The sequence below is a fragment of the Clostridium sp. HBUAS56010 genome (genome assembly GCF_007115105.1).
Taxonomy (GTDB): Bacteria; Bacillota; Clostridia; order Lachnospirales; family Lachnospiraceae; genus Lacrimispora.
The window spans coordinates 84,044-103,631 of record NZ_SULJ01000004.1; the positions used below are offsets into that span (position 1 = coordinate 84,044).

The following is a 19,588-nucleotide window of genomic DNA, read 5'->3' on the forward strand; positions in this document are numbered from 1 at the left end:
CTTTACCAGATCTTCACTCTCTGCTCTGGCGGAACAAACATCTTATCCTGCTCTTTTATTTCAGGATATGCCTGATAGAACGCATCGGTAGCGCCAAGAACTGCATTGACCCGAACCTTTGCAGGGGAATGGACATCTGTGTTTAGTCTTTTTATCATCGCTTCCCGAGTATACTTTGATGCCCAGATGGTTGCATACTGCCGGAATAACAGTCTCAAAGCATTCTCATCATCACCGGTAATTGCCGTAATACATGCCATGGAACCCAGATCTGCAATATTTTCATCAAGGGTCTGTTTTCCATTAACCATACGCCCTTCAACCCCCTCCTGGCGGTCATAGTAAGCCGCAACCTCATCTGCCAGTTTTTCAAATCTGGCTCTGTCCTCTTTCGTCCACCATACATGATAGTTTCCATTTTCATCAAACAGGGAACCGGAAGAATCAAATGCGTGACTGATCTCATGGGCAATGATCATGCCGATTCCACCAAGGTTGGAAGAAAAATCCGCATCCCTGTCATAAAATGGAGGCTGCAGAATCGCGGCTGGAAACACGATCTCATTACCGGTTGGATTATAATAGGCATTGACGGTCTGAGGTGTCATCGCCCATTCTCCTTTATCCACCGGTTTCTTTACCTTCTCTTTCTGGACTTCATTTTTTGCCTTTACAAGTGAAAGAATATTATCAATCAGGTTTCCATCTTCCTTTGCAGAAAGAACAGAAGCTTTTTTGTAATCATCGGGCCACTGGTCTGGATACCCAATCTTTAATGTCATATTGTCAAGCTTTTTCAGTGCTGCTGTTTTTGTTTCCTCTCCCATCCAGTCCAGATTATCAATCTGGATCTTGTATCCCCTTATAATCTGCTGCACCATGTCTTTCATTGCATTTTTATCAGTTTCTGAAAACTGCTGTTCCACATAAAGCTTTCCAAATTCAAACCCAAGAATATCCTGCGTCATTTCACCAGCCAGCTTTTCATTGGTTTTCTTTTCTTTTATACCATTCTGCAGATTATGCCAATCCACATAGCTATCCCTTATTTCCGGAGTGAGATAAGAACCAAAATCATGAATCAGGCAGAAGACAGAATAATTCTTCAACAGCTCCAAAGATTCTTCTGTCAGATATGTTCCGATTGCTTTCAATTGCTCTTCCTGACTTACTACATAAGTGCCTGCACCGGAAAGACCTGCTGATTTTAAAAACTGGTCCATGGTATTTCCCGGTAATAACTGGTCCAGTTCTTTTTCGGTGTAAGGATTGTAGATAAACCCTGGGTCATTTCTCTTACTCAATGGAAGAGCGCTCTTAGCCAGATCCTTCTGTAATGCAAATATATCCTTTGCAGCCTTTTCTCCTTCTTCTCTGGTCATTCCAGAGTACTCCATGATTTTTCCAATATAAGCTTCATACTTTTTCATCAGTTCTGCCTGGGAACTGTCTTCTAAGGTTTCTTTTCCCGGTCCCAGATCAGCACCGTTCATGTATAGAGCATACCTGCTGGAATCTTTCATATCTTCTGACCACTGGGGAAGAAGAATACTTCCCACACCCAGATCTGAATATATGACTCCTGCTGCCTCCAGATACTCTTCCAGATCTTTTGCTCCCCTGATCTGGTTGATGTAGGGCTGCAGCTTGCCAAATCCTGCTTTTTCCCTTCCCTCCATATCCAGTGCAGTCAGATAAAGGTCTGCAATCTTTTGCTTAAGGGTTCCAGGCTGCTCCTGATCCCGATTGTCTACGGCTTCCTTAAGAGTTTTATTAAGAACTTCGTATGCTTCTTTGTCAAGCTCATAAAAATAACTCCAGTTGTTGGAATCCTTTGGAATCTCCTTTTCCCTTAACAGTTTTCCATTGACATAATCGTAATAATCGTCCTGCAATTTCACCTCATTTTCTGACTGTTGTGTGGAATGTTCTGCTTTTCCCTCCACATTCACCGGCTTTGCGGCTGTCTGTTCGGGTTCCGGTTCCGACTTTCCTTTGCAGCCAGACAGTACAAAAGATAGTACGAACACAAGCATCAGACATAATCTGGTTTTCCTTTTCATAGGTTCCCCTTTCCCGTCTTTCTTGTTTTTGAAGTCCAAAAAAGGAAGTGGATCTCTCCACTTCCTTATCCGTCTATCTTATTATGTTTAAACTTCGTCAGAATATACAGGAGAATCTTCTTCGTCCTGGATCTGAAGTGCTTTGATGCTTAAACTGATCTTTCTGTCATCTTCATTAAAATCAACTACTCTTGCTTCGATCTCCTGACCAATTGCAAGTACATCAGATGGCTTCTCTACATGTTCTCTGGAAATCTGGGAAACATGGAGTAATGCATCAACGCCTGGCTCCAGTTCAACGAAAGCACCGAAATCAGTCATACGGGCAACTCTGCCGATTACAACATTGCCTACTGCATACTTTTCAGAAGCATCTCTCCAAGGATTTGTCTCAGGGAACTTTAAACTTAAGGCGATCTTATCACCATTGATATCTTTGATTAAAACGCTTAATTTCTCTCCAGCCTTAAATGCCTTCTTAGGACTTTCTACTCTGCCCCAGCTCATTTCGGAAATATGGAGTAAACCATCAGCACCGCCAAGATCAATGAATGCACCGAAATCAGTTACATTCTTGATGGTACCTTCTACCACATCGCCAGCATGAATCTTTGCAAATAATTCTTTCTGAAGTTCTGCTCTCTTAGCAACCATAAGCTGCTTTCTGTCGCCGATGATTCTTCTTCTTCTTGGATTGAACTCGGTAATAACAAATTCAATCTCCTTATCCGCATATTTGGATAAGTCTTTCTCATAAGAATCAGATACTAAGCTTGCAGGAATAAATACTCTTGCACCTTCAACAACAACACTTAAGCCGCCGTCGAGAACCTGTGCAACCTTAGCAGTGAGTACTTCGTGGTTTTCGAATGCTTCTTCCAGCTTCTTATTGCCTCTGTCTGCTGCCAGTCTCTTATAGGATAAAGCAACCTGGCCTTCACCATCGTTAACCTTGATGACTTTGGCTTCCATCTCTTCTCCAACCTGTACAACAGTTCTGAGATCAAAATTCTGGTCATCCGTGTACTCGTTACGCGGAATGATGCCGTCAGACTTATAACCTATATTCAAGACAATTTCATCTTCTTTTACGTCGATGACTTTACCAGTGACGATCTCTCCTGTACGTATAGTTTTCAATGATTCTTCTAACATTTGTTCAAAACTTAACTCTGACATTAGTATGAACCTCCTCGATAATATGATTCGGGGTTGAAGCCCCGGCTGTAATACCTACGCTGCGCACAGAATTTACACAATCAGGATCTAAATCACCTAGTGTCTGGATATAGTAAGTATTCTTACATTCCCTTCGGCATATGTCGTACAGCTTCTGGGTATTAGAACTGCTCTTTCCGCCTATGACAATCATGGCATCCACTTCTGAAGCTATCCGCTTTGCTTCCACCTGTCTTTCCTGTGTTGCATTGCAAATCGTATTTAAAACAAGTATATCATACCTCGTTTCAGAAATTTTTTCAACTAAATCTTGAAATTTATTGTAATTAAATGTCGTCTGTGATACAATACACAGCCTTTCACCTTCTGATAACGGTAATGTTTCCACTTGTTCGGGTGTTTCCACCACTAAAGTATTGGCATTTCCCCAGCCTTTAATACCCTGCACTTCCGGATGCGTTTCATTGCCGATAATAATAAGGCGTCTTCCATCCTGATTCTGTTCCTGCGCTACCCTGTGGATCTTCCTCACATAGGGGCAGGTGGCATCAATAATCTCAATGCCGTTTTTTTCCATTATTTCATAAATGTGTCTGCCCACTCCGTGGGACCTTATGACAACCACAGCGTCTTTTACCTGTTCTAATTCTTCTTCTGTCTGGATGACGGTTACACCTTTTTCCTCCAGATCTTTTACCACTTCCTCATTATGGATAATAGGACCGTAAGTATAAATTGCCTTATCCTTCCGTTCCAACTGCTCATAAACCTGATCCACAGCCCGTTTTACACCAAAACAAAAACCTGCTGACTTTGCCATCTTCACTTCCATTACCGGGATTCCCCCCTTCCTGTCTTTTGACGGAACAACGAAAGGATCTGCTCTTCGACCTGTCTTGCTGTCATGAACGAAGAATCCAGTAAAATCGCATCCTCTGCCTGCTTTAAAGGGGAATTCTCCCGGTTCATATCCCGGTTGTCCCGTTCTATAATGTCTTTTTCAATGTCCTCCAGCGTATACTGGGATTTATTGTTTCTCAACTGGGAATAACGCCTTCTGGCACGGACTTTTGTGCTGGCAGTCAGATAGATCTTAAGATCCGCATCAGGCAGAACGCAGGTTCCAATATCCCTGCCATCCATAATGACATTCTCCTGCTTTGCCAGCTTTTGCTGAAGCTCAACCAGTTTTTTGCGCACCGGCAGATAAACAGAAGTGGCTGATGCCATATCGCTTACCTCCGGTGTCCGGATCAGACCAGAGACGTTCTCTCCGTTTAAGAGCACCTGCTGTTCGCCGTTTTTATAGGCAATGGTTACGTTCACTTCCTTTGCAGCCCTGGAAACAGCCCCTTCGTCATCTGCGGATATGCCATTTCTTAAAAAGTGAAGTGCCATGGCACGGTACATGGCTCCGGTATCCACATACACGAATTGCAGTTTTTGGGCAACGGACCTGGCAATCGTGCTTTTTCCCGCTCCTGCAGGTCCATCAATGGCTATATTGTAAACCTTTGTCATCTTCTGTCTTTCTCCTCTCCCGCAGCATTGCCGGCCGCCCAGCCCGTAGACCAGGCAATCTGTAAATTAAAACCGCCGGTTACCGCATCCAAATCCAGCACTTCTCCTGCAAAATAAAGACCGGAAACAAGTTTGGATTCCATGGTGGAAGGATTCACCTCTTTTACCGAAACACCGCCCTGAGTAATAATTGCCTCCTGGTAGGACCGGAGTCCGCTAAGTGTGAGTGAAAAGCCTTTTGTCAGCTCAATGATTCTCTGCCGTTCTTCTTTTGTAATCTCATTGACTTTTTTTTCCGGAGGAATCCTGCTGGCATCTATGATGACCGGTACCAGTTTTGCCGGATATAAATGATTCAGGGAATTCTTAAACTGCTTGTTCATGGCTTCTTCAAAATCCCGTAAAAGTCTGGCATCAAGCTGTTCTTTTGTCAAAGCCGGTTTTAAATCTATAGAAAGGGTAAGGGGTCCTTTTTTCAGTTCCTTTGCCGCATAACTGCTGGCACTTAAAAGCACGGGGCCACTGACCCCGTAATGAGTAAAAAGCATCTCCCCAAACTCCCGGTAAATGACCTTTTTTCCTCTCGAAATGGAAGCTTCTACATTGCGCAGAGACAGTCCCTGAAGTTCCTTGACCACAGGATCTTCTACAACAAAAGGAACCAGTGCAGGAGACAGGGGGGTTACGGTATGTCCCACTTCTTTTGCCAGTTCATATCCAGCTCCGGTGGACCCGGTTGTCTGATAGGAGAAACCGCCGCAGGCAATAATTACCCCATCGCCGGACACGGCCTCTTTCTTTCCTCCGCTTTTCACCCTGATGCCTGTTATCCCACCATCTTTTATTACCAGGTCTTCCACTTCACTGCGGTAATGGATCACAACACCAAGTTCCAAAAGTCTCTGGGTCAGGACACGGATTACATCGGAGGATTTATCGGTAACAGGAAATACCCGGTTGCCCCGCTCTGTTTTTAAGGGGCAGCCAAGCTGTTCCAGCAGATCCATCATATCAAAATTCGTAAAACCATAAAAACTGCTATATAAAAATTTGGCATTGGTTACAACATTCTGGAACAGTTCTTCCGTATCACAGGCATTGGTCACATTGCAGCGCCCTTTTCCCGTAATAAAAACTTTTTTGCCAAGCTTTTCATTTTTCTCAAAAATATGGACGGTACTGCCCTTCATGGCTGCTGCTATACCAGCCAGCATCCCTGCAGCGCCCCCGCCCACAATCAAAACCGTATTCATGCTGTTTCCTCCTGGTTGTTTCACTCCTCTTCTACTTTACACGAAAAGAGAGGAAAATACAAGCAGTCATGAACTTTTCTTTTTCTCCCGGATCTTTGCTTCCAGAGCTTTTACAACAGTCTTTAATATCCTTAATCTGGCATAATACTTACAGTTTCCTTCTACCACAATCCAGGGAGCATGGGTGGTTGAAGTCCGCACCAGCATCTCATTGACTGCTTCTTCGTACTGATCCCATTTCTCTCTGTTTCTCCAGTCCTCATCCGTAATCTTCCATTGCTTGAAAGGATTTTCCTGCCGGGCAATAAAACGCCGCTCCTGCTCCTCTTTATCAATGTGAATCCAGAATTTCAACACAACTGCTCCTGCGTTAGCCATGTGTCTTTCCATCTCGTTGATCTCCTGGTATGCCCGCTTCCATTCCTTCTGGCTGCAGAAGCCTTCAATCCGCTCTACCAATACCCTGCCGTACCAGGTCCGGTCAAATAAAGCGATGTGGCCTGCTTTTGGAACATGATTCCAGAAACGCCACAGGTAATGATGCTCCTGTTCCATGTCATTGGGCGCTGCCGTTGGAAATACTTTATATCCCCTGGGATCAAGATGGCTGGTTAAACGCCTGATGGCACCGCCTTTTCCTGCTGCATCCCAGCCTTCAAACCCCAGAACCACTGGTATCTTTAACCGGTAGATCTGGCTGTGAAGATGCTCCAGCCTCTTTTGAAGCTGATCAATCTCTTTTTTATATTCCGATTTTGATATGCTTTTCGACAAATCTATGCCAGAAAGGACATCATTCTGATACTTTTGAAAGGGAACCGGATCAGAGGCTTCTTCATCGGATTTATAAGGTCTATGTTTTTGCAGTTTCTCTTCCAGGCAGTCCGCCACCTCTGTAATGATCTTAACTGCAGCATAGTGGGGGTCTGTAGCTTCAATAATCGTCCAGGGAGCATAGTCGGAATCTGTCTGTTCCAGCATCTCTTCACAGATGGCTAAAAAGCGGTCATATCCTTTATTCCTGCGCCAGTCACTGGCAGATACACGCCAACTGGTATCCTTATCTTTCTTAAGCTTCTGAAACCTTTTTTTCTGTTCTTTTTTTGAGATATAGAGAAATAATTTTATCATCACCATACCATCATCGGTAAGCTGCCGCTCAAAGGACTGGATATCCTTTAATGCTCCCGGCAATGCTTCCTCCGATATCGTTCCATCAAACCGTTCCATGGTCACCTGCCGGTACCAGCTTCTGTCAAAAATTGCAATCCGTCCTCTGCCTGGCAGTTTTGTCCAGAAACGCCATAAAAAGGGGTGCATCCGTTCTTCCTTTGTAGATTTATCATTGGCATACACATCAAACCCTCTTGGGTCTAATGCCTGTATTAAATGATTGATCTGAGCCCCTTTTCCAGATGCTCCCATGCCTTCAAAAACAACCATGACCGGAATATTGGCATCCTTACATTTGCGCTGCAATTGTCCTAGACGCTCCCTCTGCTCTTTGATCTGTTTTTTATAGGCTTCCTTCTCTATGGTTTTTGACAAATCAATTTTTTCCAGCATAAACCGCCCTCCTTGTGTGCGGGTCAGGCCTCCAGTTTTTGAAATACTTTTGATACTTCCGGCATAACCTGACTGATCTTAATCATCTGAGGGCACTCCTTTTCACAGCGGTGGCACGCCTTACATGCTTCCGCTTTTACAGAAATGGCACGGTAACCCTCTTTTGCTTCTTCCTCTTTATGTGCGGCTGTCATATTGTAAAGGCTGAAAATATCCGGAATGGGAAGTCCAAAGGGGCAGGGAACGCAGTAACGGCATCCGGTACAGCCTACCAATGCCATGGAATCGTATACTTCCTTTGCCTTTTTATAAATCTCCTTTTCCTCTCCGGTTACCATATGGATATGACTGCGGCTGGCATAGACAAGGTTATCTTCTAACTGTGTCTCTTCGCTCATACCGCTTAAAAGCAGACTTACTTCCGGCTGATCCCACAAAAAGTCAAGGGCATATTCCACACAGGATTTATCTGCTGGAAATACTTTTTTAACATGATCCGCAGGATTTGCAAGCCTTCCTCCTAAAAGAGGTTCCATAATCACTACGGCAAGACCCTTATCTGCTGCAGCTTTTAAACCTTTTGCTCCTGCCTGATGGGTAATATCCACATAATTATACTGGATTTGACAAAAATCCCAGCCGTCATAATATTCTAGGATATCCTGAAATACATCATATGAATCATGGAAGGAAAATCCAAGATACCGTATTTTTCCGGATTTTCGTGCTTTTTCCATTTGTTTTACCAGATCCAGCTTCTTTACTTTTTCTTCGAAACGTTCTCTGCTTAAAGCATGAAGAAGATAGAAATCAATGTGGTCTGTCTGGAGTTTCTCAAGCTGTTCATCCAAAACAGTCTCAAAATCTTCTGGTGTTTCAAGCTTCCATACCGGACACTTGGTGGCGAGATAGGTCTTATCCCGGTAACCGGATAAAAGTGCTTTTCCTACGACCCGCTCACTTTCTCCCTGGTGATAGGGATATGCCGTATCCACATAATTCACCCCTTCATCAATGGCATGCCGGAGCATGGCAATGGCACGTGCTTCATCAATCTGATTATCTTTTGTAACAGGAAGTCTCATAGCTCCAAACCCCAGTGCTGATACGCTCAATCCTGTCTTTCCAAATTTACGATACTGCATAATTACCTCCGCATGAATGATTTATTTATTAAGAAGATTGTACCATATTCCTATATGTTTCCAAAGTGTTTTATTCCAAGAAATCAAAAAGACAGAAGCAGCGGCACTAAGGCAGCTCTTCTGTCTTTTTCTTAACTTTCTGTCATAATGAACATGTCATAAATTGCTTTAATGGCTTCTTCAAAATCTGAATTCTTTACCCCGATGATAATGTTGAGTTCACTGGAACCCTGATCAATCATTTTTACATTCACTCTGGAATGGGCAAGAGCTGAGAAGATTCTTCCAGCAGTCCCTCTGGTCGCTTTCATTCCCCTTCCAACCACTGCGATCAGGGCAAGGTCTGATTCCAGTTCAAGAAAGTCCGGTTCCACTGCTCTATGGATTCCTGCAATGACAGACTGCTCAAACTCTTCAAACTCTGACTGATGCACAAACACGGTCATAGTGTCAATTCCAGAAGGAATGTGCTCAAAGGAAACACCGAATTTTTCAAATACTTCCAGCACTTTTCTCCCAAAACCAACTTCCGCATTCATCATGGCTTTTTCAATATTAATGGAACAGAAACCTTTCTTCCCAGCAATTCCGGTAATGGTGTAACTGGGCTTTCTGCAGGTGCTTTCCACAATTAAGGTTCCCTGGTCTTCCGGCTTATTGGTATTTCTGATGTTAATCGGAATTCCTTCTTTTCTTACTGGAAATATGGAATCTTCATGAAGCACGCTGGCTCCCATATAAGCAAGTTCTCTCAGTTCCCTGTATGTAATGGTCTCAATTACTTCCGGGTCTTTGATAATCCGGGGATCAGCCACTAAAAATCCTGACACATCTGTCCAGTTTTCATACATATCCGCATGGATTGCCTTTGCAACGATGGAGCCTGTTACATCAGAACCGCCTCTGGAAAATGTTTTGATGGTTCCATCATGTTTTGCACCGTAAAATCCGGGAATAACTGCCTTTTCCACATGTTCCAGCCGTTCTCCCAGTTCCTTATCTGTCAGTTCTGCTTCAAAGTTGCCATCCGCATCAAAAAAGATCACCTCTGCTGCATCTACAAATTCAAATCCAAGATACTCTGCCATGATAATTCCATTTAAATATTCTCCTCTGGAGGCAGCATAATCTTTTCCGGCATTCTTAAGAAAATTCTCTTCTATCTTTGTGAATTCGAAATCAAGATTCAAGTTTAACCCAAGTCCGTTTATGATCTCATCATAACGTTCTTTTATCTTCTCTAAAATCTTTTTATAGCTTTTGCCCTCTGTTGCTGCCTGGTAACACTGATAAAGCAGGTCTGTTACCTTTTCATCTTTGTCATTTCGTTTCCCAGGGGCAGACGGAACCACATACCGTCTTGCCTTATCAGAACGAATGATGTCGCCCACCTTTTTAAACTGCCTTGCACTGGCTAAAGAACTTCCCCCGAATTTCACAACTTTTTTCATAGTGTCTTTCTCCTCTGATACCGGTTTTGTCTGAATATTTAACGGAAATGATAGCTTAATTATAAGCCGCTGTCAAGTGTTTTTTCAGAGATCCCACTCTCTCCCATTACAGTAATTCCATTCTTTTCTAAAAGCCTGGCAGTCATTCCGCTTCCCGAAATCTTTGTTCCAGTAAATGTACCATCGTAAATCACTCCGTGACCGCAGGATGGACTCCTCTCTTTTAATATGGCTCGTTTGCAGTTATAAAGTTCTGCAAGTTTTAAGGTTTCCAAAGCCCCTTTTTTAAAGCAGCCAGTCACATCTTTGCCTGTCCGGTCCATTACTCGTTCTCCTTGTCTTTCTGCCGGCTCTCTGGGGGTCATCAGACCTCCAAGCTGTTCCGGGCAGACCGGAATTAAATGATACTCTTTCATCAATGAAACCACAGACTCCGCTCTTCCATTTTTTCCATCATAACGGCAGTTAACACCAAGCAGACAGGCGCTTACCAGAATATTCTCCTTTTTTCCCGACACTGATTCTGCCCCCTTTCATGAATTCTACTGTACCAAAAAACGAAAAAGTGTTCAATAAATTTTTATGGATTATTTGCAATCCTCCAGATAATACTGGATATAATTTGGGTCATTTTAAGAAGATAGAGATAAAATTATTCAAAAAGGCTTATAATACCTGTAAATACACCATTATGCCAGAAAAAACAATGACATTTTTCTTAAAATATAGTATACTTTTATTGATAGGATAGAACGAACGAAAGAAAGGAAGGCTGCAACATGTACTGTGTAAAAAAAATCAAAGACGACTTATTCTGGGTTGGGGGAAGTGACCGCCGTCTCGCTCTGTTCGAAAATGCTTACCCGATTCCGAGAGGAATTTCTTATAACTCATACCTTTTGCTGGACGAGAAGACTGTTCTTTTTGATACGGTTGACCGGGCAATTACCGGCCAGTTTCTTGAGAATGTGGAAGCGGTTTTAAACGGAAGAAATCTGGATTACATCATTGTCAATCATATGGAGCCGGATCACTGTGCTACTCTTGGAGACATTGTAAGAAGATATCCGGATGTGAAAGTCATCTGTAATGCCAAAACTGTCCCCATTATCAATCAGTTCTATGAATTTACCGTTGATTCCAGAGCCATCGTTATAAAAGAAGGGGATTCTTTTAGTTCCGGCAAGCATAACTTCACCTTTTACCTTGCTCCTATGGTTCACTGGCCTGAGGTTATGGTTACCTACGACACCACTGACAAGATTCTGTTCTCCGCTGATGCTTTCGGCACCTTTGGCGCAATGAACGGTAATTTATTCGCCGATGAGGTGAATTTTGAACGTGACTGGCTTGATGATTCCAGACGATACTATTCCAACATTGTAGGAAAGTACGGTCCTTCTACCCAGACACTTTTAAAGAAAGTCACTCCGCTGGATATTCAGATTCTCTGTCCGCTTCATGGCCCGGTATGGCGCTCTGACATCTGCTGGTATGTTGACAAATACCAGACCTGGAGCAGCTATGTACCAGAAGAAAAAGCGGTTATGATTGCTTATGGCTCTATCTATGGAAATACAGAGAATGCAGCCAACATCCTGGCTTCCCGCCTGGGAGAGCTGGGCGTACGAAACATTGCAGTATACGACGTATCCGTAACCCATCCGTCTATACTCATCGCTGAAGCATTCCGGTGCAGCCATCTGGTCTTCGCTTCTGCAACCTACAATGGAGGGGTATTCAGCAATATGGAACATCTTCTTCAGGATATGAAAGCACATAATGTCCAGAACCGTACGGTCGCTTTGATTGAAAACGGCACCTGGGGAGTTATGGCAGGCAAAAAGATGGCAGAAACAATCTCCCAGATGAAGAATATGACCATTCTTGATCAGACGGTAACCATTAAATCCTCTGTAAAAGAAGATCAGCTTACGGAATTAAACGCCTTAGCAGACACCATTGCAAAAAGCTTATAATTAAAAAAGAGCCGCTGTTAAGCAAGTATATTTACTTGCTGCAGCGGCTCTTTCTGTGTAAAGAAAAGGTGCCGGGAAATGCCGGACACCTTTTCTTTAATGAAAAAACGGTCTCTTCTTAATTTTACCAAGAATTAAAAGAGGTGCTGCACCACAGACCGCACACCGGAGAAGACTTCCTATAAACTGGAAACCGAAAACGGTGAGGGCGATACAGGCAAAATTCACAAGCATAAGAAGCAGCCTGGTTTTCCTTCTGTAGTATTCTACTTCCTTTTCATCTAACTGTTTATTCTCATTCTCTACCGGACACAAAAAGAAAATCACTGCATCGGACAAGAGAAATGCACTCCACCATATGTACTCGTTTATCCCAATAGAAAACAGGAAAAACAAAAGTGCCACATAACAACAGGAAAAAAGATAACATCCTGTTTTTGTTCTGGCGTGGTATCCGCCTGCATTTCTTCGTAATGGTATCAGCACACAGCCAATCACAATTGCTTCCGGCAGCATATGAAAACAGGCTGCAAGAAGCAGATAGGAAATACAGTGGAGAGATTTTAAAATCAGACACTCCAGACCAAATTGATAGAGTTTTGCATCCTCTTTTGGGATGATCTGATTGAAAACCAGTCTTTCGATCATGAATTTTTCTAATGAAGCCATGAGTCTGACTGCCTTAGAATTTTCTTAACTTTTTTGCATTCTCAGGTACCTGAGGCTGATAGCCGATGAAGAAACAGGAGCTGTTTACCTCTGTTTTTGCTGATTTTAAAACCACCTTTGATGCGGCTTTTAAAGATAAGTTTTTTAAATTAAGTTTCATTTTTGTTTCCTCCTTTTTTTGTCTTCCTATTAATAAATTATATGAATCTCAACTTTCATTATGACTAATCGCAAGTAATTTAACAAATCTTTAACAGAAATGGGATCACCTGCTATACTGCCATAAACTTTAAATTAGATGGCACATTTAAATGTGCTTCTGTTGCTCTTTGGACTTCGTCCACAGATAAACCTGGTGCGATTTCTTTCAGAACCAGACCCTCTCCCGGAACAACGTCAATCACTGCCATATCCGTTACAATGGTCTTTACCACTTTAACGGCTGTCAGGGGAAGGCGACAGTGTTTCAGTATTTTGGGTGCTCCGTTTTTGCTTACATGCTCCATGGCAAGAATCACTTTCTTTGCTCCCACTACCAGATCCATGGCACCTCCCATTCCCGGCACTTTCTTTCCCGGTATGATCCAGTTTGCCACGTTGCCTTCTTCATCTACCTCTAAGGCACCTAACACGGTAACATCTACATGACCGCCCCTTATAATTCCAAAAGACAGGGAGCTGTCAAAAAAACTGGCACCTTTTACGGTTGTCACATAGTTTCCCCCTGCATCAATGCAGTCCAGGGTTTTATCCTGTTCACCGGCATTGGGACCAACTCCAAGAATTCCATTTTCTGCCTGGAGCATTACATGGACATCCTTTGGAATATAGTTCGCAACCAGTGTTGGCATTCCCACTCCTAAATTGACTACATCGCCATCCTTTAATTCCTTTGCGATCCTCTTTGCGATAAAATCTCTTTTATTCATTCCCTCAGCCCACCTTTACAATTGCGTTCACAAAAATGCCAGGAACATTTACATGGTTAGGATCAATTTCTCCTGCTTTTACATATTCATCAACTTCTGCAACAACATAGTCTGCTGCAGTTGCCATTACAATATTAAAGTTGCGGGAAGATCCGTCAATAATTAAGTTTCCTTCTTCATCAGCTTTCTGTGCTTTAATGAAAGCTACCTCCGCCTTTAAAGGCTCTTCCAGAAGATATTCCTTGTTATTTACTTCAATTTTTCTCTTGCCTTTTTCCACTTCGGTTCCCAGTCCCACTGGTGTTAAAACACCACCAAGACCAGATCCGCCTGCCCTTATTTTTTCAGCAAGAGTTCCCTGTGGATACAGTTCTATTTTCGCCTCTCCGGTCATTAATAGTCTTCCTGTTTCAGGATTTGAACCAATGTAAGAAGCCAGAACATGAGTCACTCTTCCACTTTTAACAAGCTGGTAGATGGATAGTTCCTGGGTTCCTGTATCGTTGGATATAATGGTTAAATCACGGGCAGGATTTGTTTCCAGAAGAGCTTTTACCAGATTTTCCGGATGACCTCCTGCTAAAAATCCGCCTACCATAATCTTATCCCCGTCTTTCACCCGTTTCACGGATTCAGAGGCTGATACCAGCTTACTTTTCATCTTTTGTCTCCTCCTTTCTGGTAATCATACAAAACTCTGCCATAAGGTAAGGTTAAATCGGCAATTACATGGGTTCCTTCGATGCAGTTTATCACTGGCAGATCTGCCACGGGAGCATTGACATGGGAAACCAGATGCAGTCTGGCAGGTCCTGACCAGCCGCCTTTCACCACAATGTCCTGAAGTTCATAGGCAATTAACTGTGCGATCAATGGCTTCCCATCTGCATCAGGAATTAATTTTAAATTGACCTGCATTTTGGATAAACCGGGGAGAATCCTGTCTTTATCCATCTCATGGTATTTAAAAGGCATGGTTCCCATAGCAACCTGCATGTGGTTATAAAGCAACGTGCCGGTAAGGGTCTCCGTGTCCTCTACTCTCAGGGACGGAACACCCCATTTTTTTGGAAAACCCCAGATTTCCCTGCCTGCCAGTATGGCAGGACCGTTATTTAAATACATCTGAGCAGTGAAGTTGCAGGGCACTCCCTGATAAATACAGGGGATGACCACACCGCTTTCTTCGTAAGATCCAAGACCTGAGGCATCCGGCATCCGGATCCATTCGTATAAAACCGTATTGCTTCCGTCTGGCTCCAGAGGTTCTGGAACTGCCTGGCTGATTTTAACGGGATCAGACTCATAGCGAATGGTAAGATATTCCCGGTTTAAAAAACGGCAGGGGGGCCGTCCATAACTGGCGCTGACTGCCGGCATGGACTGCAGCAAACGTATTTCGTCTTCTTTCATATTCATCTTCCTTTCTGTACATAAATGCTTTTAAACCAGTGCATTCTCCACCAGCATGGCAATTCCCATTCCGCCTCCAATACATAGGGAAGCGATGCCGTAATGAGAAGATCTTCTTGCCATTTCATGAACCAGGGTGACCAGTATTCTTGCACCGCTTGCTCCTAGTGGATGTCCGATTGCGATTGCACCTCCGTTGACGTTGACTTTTAAAGGATCAACTCCAAGTTTTTTTGATACGGCTACTGCCTGGGAAGCAAAGGCTTCGTTTAATTCAAAAAGGTCAATATCATCAATGGTAAGCTTTTGCTTTTTAAGAAGAGCAGAAACAGCTTTCCATGGTCCCATTCCCATATAAGCCGGATCAACTCCCACTAAGGAATATCCTTTTATGTACGCCGTTGGAGTCAGACCGTGCTCCTTTACTTTATCTTCTGACATAACAAGCATGGCGGCGGCTCCATCACTGATGGGAGATGCGTTTCCTGCTGTTACCGTTCCATCCTGTTTGAATACAGTCCTCAGTCTGGACAGTTTATCCAGGGAAGTGTCTGGTCTTACATGTTCGTCCTTTGAAAAAGTGATCTCCTCTTTTCTGGTTTTCACCGTCACAGGAACAATCTCCTTTTTAAAAACATTTTTCTCGTTTGCCTGCGCTGCTTTTATCTGACTGTGATAAGAGAATTCATCCTGCTCTTCTCTGGAAACTTTATATTTTTCCGCAACATTTTCAGCCGTCATTCCCATATGAAAATCATTGATGGCACAGGTTAGACCATCTTCCAGTAAACTGTCAACCAATTCCCCATTACCAAGCCGGTATCCGCCTCTTGCTTTCTTTAACAGATAGGGAGCATTGGTCATGCTCTCCATTCCGCCTGCCAAAAGAATGCTGCCCTCTTCCGCTAAAATGGTATCGTAAGCCAGTGCTACAGAATGAAGACCAGAACCACATACTGTATTAATCGTAGTTGCAGGTGTTTCAACCGGAATTTCTGCTTTTATTGCTGCTTGCCTGGCTGGATTTTGACCATTTCCTGCCTGAAGAACATTTCCCAGATAAACTTCATCAATCAGAGACGGGTCCAGATTGCTTTTTTCCAGACAGGCTCTTATTACTGCTGACCCTAAATCAATGGCACTTAAAGGTGAAAGTGTACCACGAAAAGAGCCTACAGCCGTCCTCAGGGGATTGACCAGAGCTACTTTTTTCATAAACATACCTTCCTTTCTTTTCTCAGCAATTACTTACTTGTGGTGTTCTAATGTTTCCAAATTTTCTTTGGTACATTTCCATTTTCGTACTCCTGGTTTGTAATTTCAATATCCGCTGCATAACTTACAGATTTTCGTGTATGGGGTACAGAAAAAGGGAACCGATCTAAGGATCAGCTCCCTTTTTTCCTGTAACGGATCATCCATTTTTACAGGCTGAATATAATTTTACAGCTAAAAATCTTATTCTCTTCTCCAAGCACCATGCTCCCATTATATTTCTTAATGACCTGCTCCACATTCATTAAACCGATTCCATGATTCTTTCCTTTTCGTGACACCGGTTTTCCTGCACACCACTGTCCAATCGGGCTGGTGCTGTTGCAAAGATTTACTACGATAAAATCATTGTATTTATCCAGCCTCATCTCAATGAAACGGTTTGCAGGAACCAGATCACATGCTTCAATGGCATTATCCAGCAGATTGCCAAAGACCGTGGTCACTTCAATCGGTTCCATAAAGCTTAAATCAACAGCGCCGATCTCCAGCCTGAAATCAATGGAATGAAGATTTGCAATCTTTCTTTTATCATTTAAAATTACATTTAAAATGGGATTGTTGGTAAATTCTTCTAAAGACAGGGGCATAAGCATCTGGCTGATCTTCTGGGTGTATGTAATGGCAAGCTCGTCTTCTTTTGACTGATACATGCTTTCAATCATCCTTAAATGCTTATCCACGTCGTGAAAAATCTTCACGGATTCCAGATATTTTTCTTCCTGTTCTTCATAAAATTCATATTGGAGCACAGACTGCTGTTCTAAAAGCTTCAGTTTCACTTTTAACTGATTGTTTTCCTCCACAAATCTGGCAAAATATAAAAAGTACAAATCTGCCAGAAGGATACAGCCCATATTTACCAGAATAAGAATCCGTTCCGTTTTACTGGTTACTTTTGTAATGACTGAAATAATCACAGCCAGATTGGCAATGCTGAATCCAATAATAATCAGTTCGATCAGGCACTGGGTTCTGGTAAAGGTAACATTGGAGTCATTCTTCCACACCTTTATGATAATCAGATAATAAAAGATCAGAACAAACAATTTGGAAAAGGTCATCTCCATGCTTTCCAGCATAATGGGCTGGACCACCTGAATTCCCAGTTTCCAGAAGATATAATCCAAAAGTTCCACACCTGCAGTTTCGCATATGGTCAAAATCAGAATGGACATAATGACTTCGATAATCCGATAGATGGATTTTTTATTTTTATTCTCATACAAAGTCAGATTAACAAGTATCAAAGAAAGCATCCAGATAATAATATTCAAAAAAGGGCTGTTGAGCCAGTTCACCCAAACCACAAAAATAAATACGCCCGCCTTCATTAAAAAATATAATAAATTATTATGATACATTCGATCATTTCTCTCTTCGATTATCTGAAAAACAATGACCGTATTGATCAGACAAGAAATAATTGTTCCGAATATAAAAATAATATAATCTTCCATGGATTCTCCTAAATGACGCTTTGTATGTATTTATTTAATTTTTTCCTGAAATCCACTGATTTTTTCTGGGAAACAGGAAGTTTATCCAGATTACTCATAAAGACTTCATATCCTTTGATCCTCTTCACATGTTTTAAATTGACTAAAAAACATTGATGACAGACTTCGAAATTGTATTCTTCCATCTTTTCTGCCAGATCTTTCATTCGGTCTTTAAAAAAGTACTCTTCACGTTCCAGTTTCATTCTAATCCTTCTGTTGAAATATTCAAAGTAAAAAATGTCATTTACTTCAAAATTCTTTATTCTGGTTTCTACTTTTCCCTGTTTTGTGATTTCTAAAATCTCAAATGTCACGATTTCTGACTTTTCATGCTCTTCCTGTATGTACTCCAAAATCTCATCTAATTGTCGATCCATCTTTTCTTTTGTTACCGGTTTCTCCAGATAGGCAAAGGCATGGACATAATTGACCGCCTGTCTGCAATATTGCCGATAGCTGGTGGTATAGATGACCTTCATATTCCGGTCAGCCTCCCTTATCTTTTGTCCCACCTGAATCCCGTTGATTCCCCCAAGAGCGATATCAAGAAAAACCAGATCAAAATGCTCGTGGAACGCCAAAAATTCTTCTCCCGATTCAAAGATACGAATCTGATATGGAATACTTTTGGACTCCATATATTCTTCTACCAAAGTTTTAATTTTTATAGAATCTTTTTTGGTATCATCACAAATAGCAATAGAAAACATTCCTACCCTCCTGTTATGTCTGGAACTTATTCTCGTGTCTGTTTTCAGTACGGCAAAAAATGATGCCTCTCTTCTATCATAGCACCATTTTTTCCAGAAACTTAAACATGTATAAAATAACAGTTTTCATGTAATTATTTGCAATGAAAATACAATGAAATGCATTAAAAGCCATTAAAAGCTCTTTATTTCAATTCCTTTTTGTACCAGTCTTTCCCGTATCCGTTTAACAAATTCCAATGCTTTTTCTCCGTCTCCATGGACGCAGATGGATTCTGCCTCAATGGAAATCTGAGCTCCATTCGTGGCAGTCACTGTTCCATTTTCCGCCATGCCAATGGCCTGGCTGACCGCTTTTTCTTCGTCTGTGATCACCGCTCCTTGTTTGCTTCTTGGGACCAGGGTTCCGTCACTCTCGTATGCCCTGTCTGCAAACACTTCACTGGCACAGGGGATGCCACATCGTCTGGCTGATGCAATCATCTGGCTTCCGCTTAAAGCAAGAAGAACCAGATCCGGGTCAACATCTGCTATGGCGTGGCAGAGAGCTTCCGCCATTTTCTCATCTCTGGCAGCCATGTTATAAAGAGCACCGTGGGGCTTTACGTGATAAAGGGGAATGGAAGCACTGTCACAAAATGCTTTCAATGCTCCGATCTGGTAGGTGACACAGGCTTTTACCTCTCTGGGGGAAAGATTCATGTTTCTTCTTCCGAAACCGGAAAGATCAGGAAAACCCGGATGGGCACCTGCCCTCACTCCATACTTTTTACAAAGTGCCACAGTCTGCTCCATCACAAGAGGATCACCTGCATGAAATCCGCAGGCAATATTAGCTGATGTGATCAGCGGAAGGATCTCCTCGTCCCTTCCCAGCCGGTATACGCCAAAACTTTCTCCTAAATCGCAGTTTAAATCAATGGACATACAGAC

Annotated in this window: 19 protein-coding genes; 1 reads left to right on the top strand and 18 read right to left on the bottom strand. The window is 42.5% G+C overall.

Annotated elements, in window-relative coordinates:
* Nucleotides 1-2: 2 nt before the first annotated feature.
* The 9 genes from FAY33_RS08525 to FAY33_RS08565 all read right to left on the bottom strand — a co-directional run bounded on the left by FAY33_RS08525 (nucleotide 3) and on the right by FAY33_RS08565 (nucleotide 10,696).
* Complete coding sequence (locus FAY33_RS08525; protein WP_143320731.1) at nucleotides 3-2,063, bottom strand: M13 family metallopeptidase; 2,061 nt, start codon at nucleotides 2,061-2,063, stop codon at nucleotides 3-5.
* Nucleotides 2,064-2,150: 87 nt separating this feature from the next.
* Nucleotides 2,151-3,242 (bottom strand): 30S ribosomal protein S1, encoded by a 1,092-nt coding sequence (gene rpsA / locus FAY33_RS08530; protein WP_143320733.1) that lies wholly within the window; start codon nucleotides 3,240-3,242, stop codon nucleotides 2,151-2,153.
* The gene (gene ispH / locus FAY33_RS08535) at nucleotides 3,223-4,074 is read right to left on the bottom strand and encodes a 4-hydroxy-3-methylbut-2-enyl diphosphate reductase (protein ID WP_143320735.1); all 852 of its coding nucleotides are present in this window, start codon (nucleotides 4,072-4,074) and stop codon (nucleotides 3,223-3,225) included. The genes rpsA and ispH overlap by 20 nt, the downstream gene beginning before the upstream one ends.
* Nucleotides 4,074-4,763, bottom strand: a complete 690-nt coding sequence (gene cmk / locus FAY33_RS08540) for a (d)CMP kinase (RefSeq protein ID WP_143320737.1) — start codon at nucleotides 4,761-4,763, stop codon at nucleotides 4,074-4,076. The genes ispH and cmk overlap by 1 nt, the downstream gene beginning before the upstream one ends.
* Nucleotides 4,760-6,016: an NAD(P)/FAD-dependent oxidoreductase gene (locus FAY33_RS08545; RefSeq protein ID WP_143320739.1), complete on the bottom strand. Its 1,257-nt coding sequence runs from the start codon at nucleotides 6,014-6,016 to the stop codon at nucleotides 4,760-4,762. The genes cmk and FAY33_RS08545 overlap by 4 nt, the downstream gene beginning before the upstream one ends.
* 66 nt (nucleotides 6,017-6,082) lie before the next feature.
* Nucleotides 6,083-7,582, bottom strand: coding sequence for a polyphosphate:AMP phosphotransferase (gene pap, locus FAY33_RS08550; protein ID WP_143320741.1), 1,500 nt, complete (start codon nucleotides 7,580-7,582; stop codon nucleotides 6,083-6,085).
* Between the two features lie 23 nt (nucleotides 7,583-7,605).
* Nucleotides 7,606-8,727 carry an aldo/keto reductase gene (locus FAY33_RS08555; protein WP_143320743.1) on the bottom strand — a complete coding sequence of 374 codons (1,122 nt, stop codon included), beginning with the start codon at nucleotides 8,725-8,727 and terminating at the stop codon, nucleotides 7,606-7,608.
* A 131-nt stretch (nucleotides 8,728-8,858) separates the two neighbouring features.
* Nucleotides 8,859-10,178 carry an aspartate kinase gene (locus tag FAY33_RS08560; protein ID WP_143320745.1) on the bottom strand — a complete coding sequence of 440 codons (1,320 nt, stop codon included), beginning with the start codon at nucleotides 10,176-10,178 and terminating at the stop codon, nucleotides 8,859-8,861.
* A 59-nt stretch (nucleotides 10,179-10,237) separates the two neighbouring features.
* Complete coding sequence (locus FAY33_RS08565) at nucleotides 10,238-10,696, bottom strand: DUF523 domain-containing protein (protein ID WP_185967549.1); 459 nt, start codon at nucleotides 10,694-10,696, stop codon at nucleotides 10,238-10,240.
* Nucleotides 10,697-10,957: 261 nt separating this feature from the next.
* On the opposite strand from FAY33_RS08565, the gene FAY33_RS08570 reads away from it, so the two are divergent.
* Nucleotides 10,958-12,157: an FprA family A-type flavoprotein gene (locus FAY33_RS08570; RefSeq protein ID WP_143320747.1), complete on the top strand. Its 1,200-nt coding sequence runs from the start codon at nucleotides 10,958-10,960 to the stop codon at nucleotides 12,155-12,157.
* Nucleotides 12,158-12,253: 96 nt separating this feature from the next.
* Here FAY33_RS08570 and FAY33_RS08575 read toward each other — a convergent pair whose 3' ends face one another.
* From FAY33_RS08575 to FAY33_RS08615, 9 genes are all read right to left on the bottom strand, one after another.
* The gene (locus FAY33_RS08575; RefSeq protein ID WP_143320749.1) at nucleotides 12,254-12,826 is read right to left on the bottom strand and encodes an accessory gene regulator B family protein; all 573 of its coding nucleotides are present in this window, start codon (nucleotides 12,824-12,826) and stop codon (nucleotides 12,254-12,256) included.
* A gap of 13 nt (nucleotides 12,827-12,839) precedes the next feature.
* Nucleotides 12,840-12,986: a cyclic lactone autoinducer peptide gene (locus FAY33_RS08580; protein WP_143320751.1), complete on the bottom strand. Its 147-nt coding sequence runs from the start codon at nucleotides 12,984-12,986 to the stop codon at nucleotides 12,840-12,842.
* A 112-nt stretch (nucleotides 12,987-13,098) separates the two neighbouring features.
* The gene (locus FAY33_RS08585; RefSeq protein WP_143320753.1) at nucleotides 13,099-13,755 is read right to left on the bottom strand and encodes a 3-oxoacid CoA-transferase subunit B; all 657 of its coding nucleotides are present in this window, start codon (nucleotides 13,753-13,755) and stop codon (nucleotides 13,099-13,101) included.
* A gap of 4 nt (nucleotides 13,756-13,759) precedes the next feature.
* The gene (locus tag FAY33_RS08590) at nucleotides 13,760-14,416 is read right to left on the bottom strand and encodes a CoA transferase subunit A (RefSeq protein ID WP_143320755.1); all 657 of its coding nucleotides are present in this window, start codon (nucleotides 14,414-14,416) and stop codon (nucleotides 13,760-13,762) included.
* Entirely contained in the window at nucleotides 14,413-15,168 is a 756-nt protein-coding gene (locus tag FAY33_RS08595; protein ID WP_143320757.1) for an acetoacetate decarboxylase, read from the bottom strand. The genes FAY33_RS08590 and FAY33_RS08595 overlap by 4 nt, the downstream gene beginning before the upstream one ends.
* A 30-nt stretch (nucleotides 15,169-15,198) precedes the next feature.
* Complete coding sequence (locus tag FAY33_RS08600; protein WP_143320759.1) at nucleotides 15,199-16,383, bottom strand: acetyl-CoA C-acetyltransferase; 1,185 nt, start codon at nucleotides 16,381-16,383, stop codon at nucleotides 15,199-15,201.
* A gap of 209 nt (nucleotides 16,384-16,592) precedes the next feature.
* Nucleotides 16,593-17,903: a sensor histidine kinase gene (locus tag FAY33_RS08605; RefSeq protein ID WP_143320761.1), complete on the bottom strand. Its 1,311-nt coding sequence runs from the start codon at nucleotides 17,901-17,903 to the stop codon at nucleotides 16,593-16,595.
* Between the two features lie 8 nt (nucleotides 17,904-17,911).
* Complete coding sequence (locus tag FAY33_RS08610; RefSeq protein ID WP_143320763.1) at nucleotides 17,912-18,655, bottom strand: LytTR family DNA-binding domain-containing protein; 744 nt, start codon at nucleotides 18,653-18,655, stop codon at nucleotides 17,912-17,914.
* A gap of 174 nt (nucleotides 18,656-18,829) precedes the next feature.
* Entirely contained in the window at nucleotides 18,830-19,582 is a 753-nt protein-coding gene (locus FAY33_RS08615) for a 5-oxoprolinase subunit PxpA (protein WP_143320765.1), read from the bottom strand.
* Nucleotides 19,583-19,588 lie beyond the last annotated feature (6 nt).

What these genes read in the sequence shown, in the direction of transcription:
- FAY33_RS08525 (WP_143320731.1), bottom strand. Translation starts at nt 2,063, where the DNA reads ATGAAAAGGAAAACCAGATTATGTCTGATGCTTGTGTTCGTACTATCT.
- rpsA (WP_143320733.1), bottom strand. Translation starts at nt 3,242, where the DNA reads ATGTCAGAGTTAAGTTTTGAACAAATGTTAGAAGAATCATTGAAAACT.
- ispH (WP_143320735.1), bottom strand. Translation starts at nt 4,074, where the DNA reads ATGGAAGTGAAGATGGCAAAGTCAGCAGGTTTTTGTTTTGGTGTAAAA.
- cmk (WP_143320737.1), bottom strand. Translation starts at nt 4,763, where the DNA reads ATGACAAAGGTTTACAATATAGCCATTGATGGACCTGCAGGAGCGGGA.
- FAY33_RS08545 (WP_143320739.1), bottom strand. Translation starts at nt 6,016, where the DNA reads ATGAATACGGTTTTGATTGTGGGCGGGGGCGCTGCAGGGATGCTGGCT.
- pap (WP_143320741.1), bottom strand. Translation starts at nt 7,582, where the DNA reads ATGCTGGAAAAAATTGATTTGTCAAAAACCATAGAGAAGGAAGCCTAT.
- FAY33_RS08555 (WP_143320743.1), bottom strand. Translation starts at nt 8,727, where the DNA reads ATGCAGTATCGTAAATTTGGAAAGACAGGATTGAGCGTATCAGCACTG.
- FAY33_RS08560 (WP_143320745.1), bottom strand. Translation starts at nt 10,178, where the DNA reads ATGAAAAAAGTTGTGAAATTCGGGGGAAGTTCTTTAGCCAGTGCAAGG.
- FAY33_RS08570 (WP_143320747.1), top strand. Translation starts at nt 10,958, where the DNA reads ATGTACTGTGTAAAAAAAATCAAAGACGACTTATTCTGGGTTGGGGGA.
- FAY33_RS08575 (WP_143320749.1), bottom strand. Translation starts at nt 12,826, where the DNA reads ATGGCTTCATTAGAAAAATTCATGATCGAAAGACTGGTTTTCAATCAG.
- FAY33_RS08580 (WP_143320751.1), bottom strand. Translation starts at nt 12,986, where the DNA reads ATGAAACTTAATTTAAAAAACTTATCTTTAAAAGCCGCATCAAAGGTG.
- FAY33_RS08585 (WP_143320753.1), bottom strand. Translation starts at nt 13,755, where the DNA reads ATGAATAAAAGAGATTTTATCGCAAAGAGGATCGCAAAGGAATTAAAG.
- FAY33_RS08590 (WP_143320755.1), bottom strand. Translation starts at nt 14,416, where the DNA reads ATGAAAAGTAAGCTGGTATCAGCCTCTGAATCCGTGAAACGGGTGAAA.
- FAY33_RS08595 (WP_143320757.1), bottom strand. Translation starts at nt 15,168, where the DNA reads ATGAAAGAAGACGAAATACGTTTGCTGCAGTCCATGCCGGCAGTCAGC.
- FAY33_RS08600 (WP_143320759.1), bottom strand. Translation starts at nt 16,383, where the DNA reads ATGAAAAAAGTAGCTCTGGTCAATCCCCTGAGGACGGCTGTAGGCTCT.
- FAY33_RS08605 (WP_143320761.1), bottom strand. Translation starts at nt 17,903, where the DNA reads ATGGAAGATTATATTATTTTTATATTCGGAACAATTATTTCTTGTCTG.
- FAY33_RS08610 (WP_143320763.1), bottom strand. Translation starts at nt 18,655, where the DNA reads ATGTTTTCTATTGCTATTTGTGATGATACCAAAAAAGATTCTATAAAA.
- FAY33_RS08615 (WP_143320765.1), bottom strand. Translation starts at nt 19,582, where the DNA reads ATGTCCATTGATTTAAACTGCGATTTAGGAGAAAGTTTTGGCGTATAC.